This is a genomic window from Paenibacillus sp. FSL R5-0341, from assembly GCF_037975235.1.
Lineage (GTDB): Bacteria > Bacillota > Bacilli > Paenibacillales > Paenibacillaceae > Paenibacillus > Paenibacillus amylolyticus_A.
Map to the genome: position 1 here is coordinate 2307229 of NZ_CP150241.1, position 12761 is coordinate 2319989.

At 46.9% G+C, this 12761-nt stretch carries 8 protein-coding genes; 7 read left to right on the plus strand and 1 reads right to left on the minus strand.

All coding sequences use genetic code 11. From position 1 onward, the window contains the following. Positions 1–35: 35 nt before the first annotated feature. Entirely contained in the window at positions 36–2063 is a 2028-nt protein-coding gene (locus tag MKX75_RS10505) for a beta-galactosidase (protein WP_339169551.1), read from the minus strand. 128 nt (positions 2064–2191) lie between these two features. On the opposite strand from MKX75_RS10505, the gene MKX75_RS10510 reads away from it, so the two are divergent. The 7 genes from MKX75_RS10510 to MKX75_RS10540 all read left to right on the plus strand — a co-directional run bounded on the left by MKX75_RS10510 (position 2192) and on the right by MKX75_RS10540 (position 12635). Continuing rightward, on the plus strand, positions 2192–3025 hold the full coding sequence (locus tag MKX75_RS10510; RefSeq protein WP_076330545.1) for an AraC family transcriptional regulator: 834 nt from the start codon (positions 2192–2194) through the stop codon (positions 3023–3025). A 145-nt stretch (positions 3026–3170) separates the two neighbouring features. After that, entirely contained in the window at positions 3171–3959 is a 789-nt protein-coding gene (locus MKX75_RS10515) for an alpha/beta hydrolase (RefSeq protein WP_339169552.1), read from the plus strand. A gap of 36 nt (positions 3960–3995) precedes the next feature. Then, positions 3996–4658: an SGNH/GDSL hydrolase family protein gene (locus MKX75_RS10520; RefSeq protein WP_339169553.1), complete on the plus strand. Its 663-nt coding sequence runs from the start codon at positions 3996–3998 to the stop codon at positions 4656–4658. 15 nt (positions 4659–4673) lie between these two features. Next, positions 4674–5555, plus strand: coding sequence for an SMP-30/gluconolactonase/LRE family protein (locus MKX75_RS10525; protein WP_339169555.1), 882 nt, complete (start codon positions 4674–4676; stop codon positions 5553–5555). A gap of 421 nt (positions 5556–5976) precedes the next feature. Then, a complete protein-coding gene (locus MKX75_RS10530) occupies positions 5977–9027 on the plus strand; it encodes a X2-like carbohydrate binding domain-containing protein (protein ID WP_339170419.1) in 3051 nt (1016 codons plus the stop codon). A 272-nt stretch (positions 9028–9299) separates the two neighbouring features. Beyond that, entirely contained in the window at positions 9300–10847 is a 1548-nt protein-coding gene (locus tag MKX75_RS10535) for a response regulator transcription factor (protein ID WP_339169556.1), read from the plus strand. A gap of 18 nt (positions 10848–10865) precedes the next feature. Beyond that, positions 10866–12635, plus strand: a complete 1770-nt coding sequence (locus tag MKX75_RS10540; RefSeq protein ID WP_339169557.1) for a sensor histidine kinase — start codon at positions 10866–10868, stop codon at positions 12633–12635. Positions 12636–12761 lie beyond the last annotated feature (126 nt).

Below are 12761 nucleotides of genomic sequence, written 5' to 3' on the forward strand. Positions count from 1 at the left end.
ATAGGCTTCCATTATGACCCATATAGCGAAATACCTTATTTCATTTCAAGCAATTGTACCCCGCGAGCTTCAATCTCAACACTTCCCGAAAGCTCGCGATTGGTGAGCAGATCAAGTGCCTTGGCTGTACCGAGATCATAGGATTGCGTGGAAGCGTTATGGTTCATGACGAAAAGGTAGGGTTTGCCGTTTTTGGTACGTGCGCTTACTTCAACACCTTCCGGTGTCTCCAGTAGGGACTCTACATTCTTGGCTGCTGCAAGCTGTCCCAGCAAACCATCGAGGAAACGTTCATCCGGGTCGGATGCAACGTACCAGGCTTCACCTTGACCATAAATGTTACGTGTTACAACAGGCATGCCTTTATAAAAGTCGTCTCCATACTCCGCGATGACTTCGGCTCCTTCACTGTGCAGCAGGTCACACAGCATGCCGCAGCCATATTCTCCTTGAAGATCGCCGTAAGCTTCTTTGAGGACTATGCGGTTCTTTTGCTCAGGCAGCAGGGCATCAATCTCTTCCACCCAGATTCCGAGCAGTTTACGGAGTTCTCCCGGATACCCACCAGTGGTCACGAGATCGTTCTCGTTGACAATGCCGCTGAAGAAGGTCGTCAGGAATGTTCCACCTGCTTCAACATATTTCTCCAGTTTGGCGGCAAATTCTGGTTTAACCATGTAAAGGACAGGCGCAAGAACGATGTCGTATTTGCTAATATCCGTATCCACACTGACGATATCTACCTGTATGTTGCGGCGGAAGAAAGCGGCGTAATATTTATGAATCTGATCCACATAATTCAGGGCAATCGTAGGTCCACTTGATTTTTCGATGGCCCACCAGTTATCCCAGTCGAACACAATGGCTACTTTGGATTCAACAGATGCATCCAGGGTGGTGTCACCGAGTACCTGCAATTCCTTGCCCAGTTCAGCGACTTCGCGGAATACACGTGTATTCTCGTGTCCGGCATGCTCAATAACTGCACCATGATACTTCTCACAGGCACCAATGGAGCGGCGAAGCTGGAAGAACATAATGGTATCAGCCCCATGCGCAACAGACTGGTAACTCCACAGACGCATGACACCTGGACGTTTCAGTGAGTTATACGGCTGCCAGTTCTGTTGACTTGGTGTTTGCTCCATAAGCATGAACGGTTGACCATCTTTCAGTCCGCGCATAAGGTCATGAGCCATTGCTGTGAAGCTGACGGGTGTAGCGAGACCAGGATAGCTGTCCCAAGAGATGATATCCATATATTTTGCCCATTTGAAATAGTCCAACTGCTTGAAGAATCCCATCAGATTGGTAGTCACGACGGAGTCGGGAATGTGTTTTTTGATCGCATCGTATTCCAACCGATAACAATCCAGCATGCTGTCGGAGTTGAAGCGGGAGTAGTCCAGCGAGATTCCCTGAAACGTTGAATTGTTGTTACCCCAGTGTTCGCTCAGGTTGCTTGGTAGAACAATCTCGTCCCAATTGTAGAAGGTATGCCCCCAGAAATTTGTGTTCCATGCTTTGTTGACCTGTTCCAGGGTCTGATAGCGTTCTTTCAGATAGACGCGGAATGCTTTCTCACAGTTGTCACAGTAACAGTCACCGCCATATTCGTTGGAGATGTGCCATACGAGAACAGCGGGGTGATCCTTGTATCGTTCGGCCAGTTTATCTGCAATCTTCTCGGAATATTTGCGATAGGTCGGGCTGTTTGGACAGGAATTATGGCGCCCACCAAATTTGCGTTTGCGTCCATCGGCATCTACACGAAGTACGTCTGGATATTTCTTCGCCATCCAGGCCGGATGGGCAGCAGTGCTCGTTGCTAGGCATATATAGACACCGTTTTCATATAGACGATTAATAAGTTGGTCGAGTTCTTCAAAATGATAAGTAACTTCATCAGGCTGAATCAGTGCCCATGAAAATACGTTGATTGTGGCAATATCAATGCCGGCCAATTGGAACATGCGCAGGTCTTCAAGGTGGGTTTCGTGATCCCACTGTTCCGGGTTATAATCTCCCCCGTAGAACATTTTGGGTAGTTTGCTGCTAATCAATGTGTTCACCTCTTGTATAAGAATAATCCTATACTATATGATACATATGACTTTTAAAATATAATAAAAGTAATGAACTATATAAGAATACGGAAGTGTATTTTGGCTTATATCCAAGGGGGCATCTCATGTTTATCTCACCACGACATCAACGATATTTCATGACATCACGTGATCAGCCGCTGCCCCTTTATATTGAGAGCCTTGGCTATAATGGCAATCAGGAGAAGGTATCCAGACCTGTAGGGTATCCATGTTACCACTGGCTTCAGACTGTAAAGGGAGCGGGGGAATTCAAGTTTGCCGGGTCCACGGTTATACTTGGGGAAGCATCAGGTATTTTGTTGCCCCCGAATGAGCCACATGAATATGTGCGTGCCCAAGGAGAGTGGGAGACACTCTACATTACATTTGGCGGTTCCCAGTGTCCTGCTATTATAGAGTCGCTTAGTCTGGGTGAAGCAGCATTCTATCAGTGGGAGCAGAGCAGCCCGTTCAACGATTATGGTCAGGAAGTGCTGGATTCGATCAGCAGTGATCAAGATTTGTCGGGACTCGAAGCGTCAGCGGATATATACCGATTTCTGATTTTGCTCAAAAAACATGGCATGACAGGCAATCGTTCTTCGATCTCACATGCCGTGGAGAGACTCGCTCCGCTCATTGCATTCATGGAACAGCACTATGCGAATCCCGAGATTGGTCTCGAACATATGGCTGAGGTCACGGGGATCTCATCCAGACATCTGAACACCTTGTTCAAACAATCCTTTGGCATGACGGCCTACAGTTATTTCATTCTGCTGCGTATTCGCAAAGCCAAGGAAATCATGACCGGCGATACTGCCCTGACGATCCGGGAAACTGCAGTTCGGGTGGGCTTTCGGGATTCAAGCCATTTTGTAGCAACCTTTCGCAGGATAGAGGGAGTCACTCCTGAACAATTCCGGAATTTATACTAATCCGTAACGAATTGAATAAAAAGTGATGCCAGGAAGGTATTGATGCATGAGGGTCATTGCCGTTATGATGATATCGATTCCTGAGATATTCGAAAACGTTTAAACGGATGCATGAATCCGTTCTACCTAGAGAGGATGATTGAAGATGACAACAACGATACCCTTATGGGACTATGCTGCACCACATGCAGCGCAGGGCCATGAAGACGAAATGCCACATTTGATTCCATTTATTCAGCCCGGTTCCGAGAGCGCTGTCATTGTATGTCCAGGTGGCGGCTATGGATTTTTGGCGGATCATGAAGGTGCACCAATAGCCGAGCTGTTAAACCGTGCAGGCATCAGCGCATTTGTCCTTAAATATCGGGTAGCACCTCACCAGCATCCTGCACCGATTACAGATGGTCAGCGAGCCATACGTTATGTTCGTGCACATGCTGAGCAGTATGGCATCAATCCTGCCAAAGTTGCCGTACTTGGTTTCTCCGCGGGCGGACATCTTACAGCAACACTAGGAACGCTGTATGACGAGGGACAACCGGATCATGAGGACCTCATTGAACGTCAAAGTTCACGCCCGGATCGGGTTATCCTCTGTTACCCGGTCATTACGATGGAGTCTTATGGACATGCTGGTTCCCGTGAAAATTTGCTTGGATCTGACGCGTCTGCCGAGCAGATTAAGGCATTCAGTGCGGAACAACAGGTGAGAGCGGATGCTCCAGAAGCGTTCATCTGGCACACCAGCGATGACCAGGCTGTACCTGTGGAGAATAGCTTGCGTTACGCACTTGCCCTGGGCGCGCATGGTATTCCCTATGACTTGCACGTTTTTGAGAAGGGCTCACATGGTCTCGGATTGGCTGAGGACAACCACGCGGTTCGGGCCTGGTCTGATCTATGCTTGACGTGGCTTAAAAATCAAGGCTGGTAATCATATTAGCGCTCTCGAGCGAAGGAGAAAATGACGATGAAATTGCAGAAAAATGACAAGCTTCTGTTTATCGGAGATTCGATTACGGATTGTGGCCGGGAACATCCTGTAGGCGAGGGCAGTTCAGGTCTGGGCCATGGTTATGTTACGCAAGTCCATGCACTGTTGCGATCCATCTATCCGGAATTGATGTTGCGTATCCAGAATGTGGGTAATGGTGGAAATACGATTCGTGATCTGAAACAACGATGGGATCGTGATGTGCTTGACCTAAAACCGGATTGGTTGACGATCATGATCGGCATTAACGATGTGTGGCGTCAGTTTGACAACCCACTGTCAACAGAATCACATGTGTTCCTGGAAGAATACGAATCCACATTGCGTGAACTGGTGGCTTCGGTTCGACCCAATTTGAAGGGGCTGGTACTGATGTCTCCTTATTATCTTGAGGCCAATCCGGAAGACCCGATGCGGGCAACGATGGATATTTACGGAGAAGCGGTACGCAGGGTAGCCAGCGAGTATGATGCGGTGTATGTGGATACACAGGCTGCATTTGCTCCATTTTGGGATCATTTCTATACGGCTGTGCTGACTTATGACCGGGTACATCCGGATGCAACAGGCCATATGGTGCTGTCCAAAGCATTCTTGGATGCGATCGGATTCGAATGGTCAGGCGGCGTCAAATCTTAAAAAGGACGTGATGGCATGAGCAACGTAACTGTAGCAGTACAAACTCCGGCATTGCTGGGCGAAGGCCCAAGCTGGGATGCGGAGAACAATCGATTATTGTGGGTAGATATTGAAAGCTTCAAGGTACATGTGTATGATCCGGTTACAGGACAGGATCAGGCTTATGATGTCGGTGAACATGTCGGCGCGGTTGTTCCGTATCGTGGTGACGAGGTTGTGGTTGCTTTACGCAGTGGATTCCATACGTATAATCTGCTTACGGGTGAGCTGCATGCCATTGAGGATCCTGAACAAGATAAGGATACCAATCGTTTTAATGATGGAAAATGTGATGCACAGGGACGCTTCTGGGCAGGCACAATGAGCTTGAATAATGAGGCCAAAGCAGGATCATTGTATTGTTTGGAACAAGGACAACCTGTGCGCACGATGGTACAAGACGTGTCTACATCCAATGGCCTGGGATGGAGTCCGGATCGGCAGACCATGTATTACATTGATACCCCAACACGTGCTATTGACCGATTTGATTTTGATTTGGCAGCCGGGACGATACAGAATCGGACAAGCGTCATTCATATACCTGAGGAATTCGGTTTTCCGGATGGCATGACGGTCGATGGTGAAGGCATGTTATGGGTTGCGCACTGGGGTGGAGGAAGAGTCACACGCTGGAACCCGGATACATCAGAACTGTTACAACAGATTGAAGTGCCCGCAGATCAAGTAACATCCTGCTGTTTTGGTGGACCGGAGCTTGAAGATTTGTACATTACAACAGCACGTACCGGAATAAAGGAAGAACGTCTGAAAGAGACACCAGATGCTGGCTCACTATTTGTCATCAGACCGGGGGTTAAAGGCCAGGAGACTCACGCTTATGGTAGCCAGAAATAAACGGTTGCCAGTCATGCAATGAACTTCTGCCTGGTTTGCGAGGAAAGAAACGATGATATTTTTTAAACTTTTATATGAAATGTCGAAAGATGCTGCTAAAACAGCATCTTTTTTGTTGTGTAAACAAGATAAAACACTGAAAATATTTTACAAAAATAGGATTTTGGACAGAGGTGTTTGTCTTTTGCTATCGAATGTTATTTATTGAAAGATTTATCCATATAACGACGAATGAAGATTAGTTTTGTAAGCGCTTAACAAAAGGACTGAAAGGGGGTGATATTTCTTGTAATCTGAATGCATGAATTCGTCTGACACGCCATTATCAGCACGCTGAGACAGCGGGAAGACCGGAATGCAGTTACCGAGTTGAAGAGGAGGCTGAGTAAAAATGAGAACGTTTATGGGGAAATTACGGATCATGAGTTTGACGGTTGCCGTGGTAACGGCTTCGCTGGGAGGACTTGTTGGAACCACAGCAGCGGCACCGAGTGAAGCTTATGAGTGGAAAAATGTAGTGACTGGTGCAGGAGGCGGATTTGTACCGGGCATTATTTTCAACGAGTCGGAAAAGGATCTGATCTATGCCCGTACAGATATCGGGGGAGCTTATCGCTGGAATGCGGCTAACGAGAGCTGGATCCCGTTAACTGATTTTGTCGGGTGGGATGACTGGAACAAAAACGGTGTAGACGCACTGGCTACGGATCCGGTTGATCCTGATCGGGTGTATATGGCAGTCGGGACGTATACGAATTCATGGGACAAAAATAATGGCTCCATCTTGCGCTCTACGGACCGGGGAGATACATGGCAGACCACAACACTTCCGTTCAAAGTGGGCGGCAATATGCCGGGACGTTCGATGGGAGAACGTCTGACCGTGGACCCGAACGATAACAGTATCTTGTATTTCGGTGCACGAAGTGGTCATGGACTTTGGAAGAGTACCGATTACGGTGTGACTTGGAACGAAGTAACAAGCTTCCCGAATCCGGGAAATTATGTGCAAGATCCTTCGAATGAATATACCAGTGACATCGTAGGTCTGGCATGGATTACGTTTGACAAAACAACAGGTTCGGCAGGGCAGGCAACCCAGACAATCTATGTGGGTGTTGCGGATAAAGCTCAAAGCGTATATCGCAGCACGAATGGTGGCCTGACCTGGTCAGCTATTGCTGGTCAACCTACGGGTTTTATTCCGCATCATGGTGTGCTTGATTCCAATGGAAGCCTTTATATTACGTATAGCGATGGTGTTGGACCCTATGATGGGGAGGAAGGTGACGTTTGGAAACTGAATACGTCGACAGGTGTCTGGACCAACATCAGCCCTGTGCCAAGCAGCAGCACGGATAATTATTTTGGATATGGCGGGTTGGCTGTGGATGCACAAAATCCCGGTACATTGATGGTTGCGACATTGAATTCCTGGTGGCCGGATGCCACCTTGTTCCGCAGTACAGATAGTGGAGCGACGTGGACGCGCATATGGGAATTCGACGGATATCCGAACCGGAAATTGCGATATACACAGGATATTTCGGCAGCGCCATGGCTCACCTTTGGTATCACGCCTGCCCCGCCTGAACCATCTCCAAAACTGGGTTGGATGATCGGTGATCTGGAGATCGATCCATTTGATTCGGATCGCATGATGTATGGAACAGGTGCTACGATCTATGGAACGAAGAACCTGACGGACTGGGATGATGATAAAAAAATCAATATTTCAGTGATGGCGAAGGGTGTTGAGGAGATTGCCGTACTGGATCTAATCAGCCCGCCTAGTGGTGCGCATTTGTTAAGTGGAGTGGGGGATGTCTCCGGATTCCGTCATAACAATCTGAATCAGGCTCCAGCTACCATATTTACGAGCCCGAACTATTCTTCCACAGAAAGTCTGGATTTTGCAGAGTTAAGTCCGAATACGATGGTTCGCGTAGGTAAAGCAGATTATGCTGCTGATCCAAATGCGAAATCCATTGGTTTATCCAGTGATGGAGGTACCACATGGTATAAAGCCAATGCAGAACCTGCAGGCACAACTGGAGGCGGTACTGTAGCCATCTCTGCAAATGGTAACCGATTGGTATGGAGCACGTCAGACAAAGGCGTACATTATTCGACTGGCGGTAATTCCTGGACGGCAAGTACGGGGATACCTGCACAGGCGAAAGTGATTTCGGATCGTGTAAATCCAAACAAATTCTATGGATTTGCAGCGGGTAAAATCTATGTGAGTGTAAATGGTGGAGCTTCCTTCACTGCCTCGGCGGCTACCGGACTTCCGATCGAAGGAAATGCAGATCTGGATGCTGTTCCGGGTGTTGAAGGCGAACTGTGGTTTGCTGGCGGTAGTGAGGAAGAAGGTCCTTACGGGTTATGGCATTCCACGGATTCAGGAGCGACATTCACGAAGCTTGCCAATGTAGAGGAAGCAGATAGTATCGGATTTGGTAAAGCTGCCCCTGGGCAAAGCGTTGTCGCGTTATACACGGTTGCACAGATCGATGGAACACGTGGATTCTTCCGCTCCGATGACGGTGGGGCCAATTGGGTCCGGATCAACGATGATCAGCATCAGTATGCTCGTGTAACCACGATTACGGGTGATCCGCGTCTGTATGGAAGAGTATATCTCGGAACGAATGGCCGCGGAATTTTGTATGCGGACCGTGTTGGAGGTAACAATGGTGGAGGAGACGGCGGGGGTACACCAGTGACCAACTCGGTGATTACACCGGTTACAGCCGAATTTGATCGCAAAGCAGGCAATCAGGTTAATATTCCAGTCACGTTAACGCTGAACGGCAATACACTTGCATCCATTCGCAACGGGAATGCAACGCTGGTTTCGGGTACAGATTACACGTTGACAGGCAATGAGGTCGTGTTAAGTAAAAATTACCTGGCTTCACTGCCAAATGGCGCAGCGGCGCTAACCTTTCAATTCAGCGCAGGCGCTCCTGCGACCTTGAATCTGCTCATTAAAGACACGACAGCTATACCATCTGGAACCATACGCATTGAGATGTTTAATAGCAACACTCAGGCGACGGGCAGTTCCATTAGTCCCAAATTCAAACTGACGAATACAGGGACTACAGCATTGAATCTGTCCGATGTGAAAATCAGATACTATTACACGATTAACGGGGAACAGCCTCAGAACTTCTTCGCTGACTGGGCGACTTCTGGTAGTGCGAATGTAACAGGCACGTTCAGTGCACTCAATCCAGTACGGACAGGTGCTGACCACGTGCTTGAGATCGGCTTCACGGCTTCGGCTGGAACACTGAATGCGGGACAAAGCACGGAAATCCACACTCGCATCTCCAAGAGCAATTGGACCAACTATACACAAACCGATGATTACTCCTTTGCAGCTAGTCAGACTTCCTATACGGACTGGACCAAAGTTACCGGTCATATAGCGGGAAGTCTTCAGTGGGGAATCGAACCTTAAGTGTGTAATGTAACGAAATAAAGGTTTGAAAATAGGAGTCCTGCTTCGCCAAATGATCGAAAGGCGATTCAGGGCTTCTTATTTTGTCGAAATATAGTGTAAACTATAGAGAGTTACCATTGCTTAAAGGATCGTTTTAGGATATAAAAAGATGTACAATCATTTTAAAATTAATGTAACCGCTAACACTGGAAGGCGTTTATAACCGATATATAATAGTTGGTATAACCTGTACAGATATAGAGGAAAGATTAGACAAGGGGGTCGCGATCATGAACCGGTTGTGCAAGGTGCTGATTGTTGACGATGAGTTTCTGGTAAGACAAGGTATAAAGCACCATATGAACTGGGAAGCTGAAGGATTTATCATTGTGGGTGAAGCTTCCAACGGTGAAGAAGGATTACAGCAGGTGAGCCTGTTAAAACCGGATATTGTGATTACCGACATTGTCATGCCTGTCATGGATGGCGAGACTTTTGTCCGTACACTAAAAGCCAGTAATCCGCAGATTGAAGTGATTGTACTTAGCAGCTTCAGTGAATTTGAATATGTTCGTTCAACGCTCCAGCACGGGGCAGCGGATTATATATTGAAACCGAAGCTGGATACGAATGAATTATTGCAGGTCCTTCAACGCACAGCAGGTAAAATTCCAGAGTTACAGTTTGAGCCGTCACACGATGGCTGGAGACTTGGTCAACTGATGGAGAAGATGCTGTCCGGATTTACTTTGGACGAGGATAGCGAGATGCCGATGATTCGAGACACCTTTCCACACGAATCCTTTCGCTTGCTGGTGTATAAACCAATGGATGCTGAAGGGAATCCACTAAAACTGGATCAGGAAAAAATTGAATCCAGACTCCGTAGTGATCTGCCTGAAGTGGAATGTGCAATAGTTCCGGCAGAGGGCGCACTGCCTGTCATGCTTCTTAATGTCGATCCTGCGCGAGATGAATGGATGGTTGAACGCATTAAACAGCTTGCTAGTGAAAATGCAGCGGGACAAGGCAACCCTGGATGGGTGCTTAGTGACAGCTTTACTTCATTTGAACAGATGGGTATCGTATACCGTGAACGCCTGATCAAGCTAATGGAATATCGCTTCTATTATAAGGATCGACCGATCCTTGTGTATGGTGAACTTCCGCCGATGCATCCGGCAGGTTACCAGTTCAATGTGAATATGTTTTTGCAACATGTGAAGCGTAACCGGGTCGAAGCAGCAAGAGAGTACTTGCAGGATCATGCGACAACACTTGGTCGGGATTATATTGCTGATGTGTTTGAGATTAAGTCATTTCTCGGTAACCTGATCTTCAACGTAACGATTACCCTCGCGGATATGGACGTTCAGTCTGCAGGGCTTGAAGAGAGCAAATATACGTATTTTAAAAATGTGGACGGGGCTACGAGTCTAAATGAAGTCATGACTGTGCTTGATCAGTTTATGACGGAAGTTCAGGAGTGCACTGTTGGTGCGGGTGGAAAACGAAGTGATCCGAATATGAAGATGCTGCTGGATTACATGCATGAGCACTTTGACCAGCCGCTTGGGCTTGCTGAAGTAGCCAAACACTTTCATTTTAATCCATCGTACTTATCCAGTTATTTCTCATCTCACAAAAAAGAAGGATTCAATGAATACCTGAATAAAATTCGGATTGAAAAAGCGGAGGAACTGCTCCGATCCGATGATGTAACAATTTCGGAGATTAGCAGTATGGTTGGTTATTCCGATCATAGTTACTTTTGCAAAGTGTTCAAAAAATTCACCGGACTATCACCAAGCCGATACCGGCGCAAATTCTGGGCATAAAGTCAGAAGGATAAGATCATGAAGAAATGGATGAACCAATTATCTCGTCTCGGATTATTTCCCAAGTTGTTTCTGGTTATGGTCGTCAGTATTGTTCTCGTCTCTGCACTCATACTATGGACGACCATTCACATGTCTACCAATCTGTTTACCGAGACGTTCAGTATCACGAACTCTAAGGTGCTTAATCAGATCAAGACGAATTTTGAATCCTTTAATGACGCAATTGCTGCCGTATCCAACAATGTGACGCAAAGTGGAGCGATTCGAGGGTTCCTGTCCGAAGGAGATGCCGATTCCCTCACTATGGCAAAATCCTTCTATAATATGAGGGAAACGATGGATCGGATTCAATCCATAACAGAATCCTACGAAGTCGGGATAACGATTATCGGGATTAATGGACGCAGCTATTCCACCAATCGTGCTCACCTTCAGATGTCAGTGGATGAATTGAAACAGGAGCCGATCACGATGGAAGCCGCTGAGACGCCTAGTCGTCTGATCTTTGATGATTACCAAAACGATGAAAATGTCGGAACTCAGCAGATGATCTCTGCCACGAAGGCGTTGACAGATCGAGCCCGCAGCCGAATATATGGTACACTTTATGTCACCATGAGAGAGGATGCGTTCCGGCAGTTCTACACCAGCTTTACAAGTCGAGGCAATGACGTGGTCATTATGAACGAAAAAGGTGAGATTGTTTCTTCGAATCGTGAAGACTGGATCGGGACAACTCAGCTGGATTTGCTGTCATATGCTCGAGAAATGAACAAAACGTCTCCGAGAAGCATCAATGCTCGTGTGATGGATCAGGATAGCGTCGTTCTATCCGAGTATTTACCGTTCTATCGGTTTTACATTGTCAATGTAGTGGATAAGGATCTGGCGATGGGTCAACTCATCGACATGAAGACGGTTGCCTTGATCTGTGCAGCTATTGTTGTGGGGGCACTCATTCTCGTGTTTCTCATCACCAGCCAGATTACCAAGTCATTGCGCAGACTTGTGAAGCAGATGTCCAACATTACGAAAAGTGATCTGGACAACTATATTCCCGTGAGCGGCAGCTACGAGAGCAGGCAGCTGGGTCATGCTTACAATTACATGCTTGATGAACTGCACGATTATGTGGATCAGTTAGTACAGACACAGCATGAACAACGTAACGCAGAGCTTGCGGCATTACAGAGTCAGATTAATCCTCACTTCTTGTACAATACCCTTGCTTCCGTCAAAGTTTTAGTGCAACAAGGTAACAAGGACAGGGCAGCGGAGACCATTAATGCATTGATTGGATTGCTGCAAAATACGATTAGTGATGTGAGTCAGACCGTTACAGTTGAACAAGAAGTCGAGAATTTGAAAAATTATGTCTTCATTAATCACGTCAGGTACGGAGGCCGGATTAAAGCAGCCTTCTATGTTGCTCCGGATTGTACTCACTACCATGTACCGAAGCTGGTGATTCAGCCGTTTATCGAGAACGCTTTTTTCCATGGATTTATCAAAAAAGAGACGGGTACCATTCATGTCATGGTTTCCAGAGCGGGGGAATCGCTCATCTGTGAGATCATGGACAATGGTGACGGAATTGAAGGACTCATTATGGGAGAAACATTGCCTAATCCGAAAAACAATCGTCAACTATTCAGCGGCATCGGCATTCGCAATGTGCATGATCGCATTGAGCTATTATATGGTTCACCTTACGGTGTCACCATTATGAGCAATGTTGGTGAAGGAACGAGAGTGACCGTAACACTACCATTAATCACGAGTTGAGTTGAAATCTAATCCAACTAAATACACCCGAAAATGAGATCCCTCGCTTCTGTATTTCTACGGAGACGGGGGATTTTCACGTGTCAGAGGTAAAGTGAAAATACATATTTGTACTATTTCAAGATC

Bases quoted from the DNA above. Each gene is read 5' to 3' on its own strand.
- MKX75_RS10510 (WP_076330545.1), top strand. From the start codon at position 2,192: ATGTTTATCTCACCACGACATCAACGATATTTCATGACATCACGTGAT.
- MKX75_RS10515 (WP_339169552.1), top strand. From the start codon at position 3,171: ATGACAACAACGATACCCTTATGGGACTATGCTGCACCACATGCAGCG.
- MKX75_RS10520 (WP_339169553.1), top strand. From the start codon at position 3,996: ATGAAATTGCAGAAAAATGACAAGCTTCTGTTTATCGGAGATTCGATT.
- MKX75_RS10525 (WP_339169555.1), top strand. From the start codon at position 4,674: ATGAGCAACGTAACTGTAGCAGTACAAACTCCGGCATTGCTGGGCGAA.
- MKX75_RS10530 (WP_339170419.1), top strand. From the start codon at position 5,977: ATGAGTTTGACGGTTGCCGTGGTAACGGCTTCGCTGGGAGGACTTGTT.
- MKX75_RS10535 (WP_339169556.1), top strand. From the start codon at position 9,300: ATGAACCGGTTGTGCAAGGTGCTGATTGTTGACGATGAGTTTCTGGTA.
- MKX75_RS10540 (WP_339169557.1), top strand. From the start codon at position 10,866: ATGAAGAAATGGATGAACCAATTATCTCGTCTCGGATTATTTCCCAAG.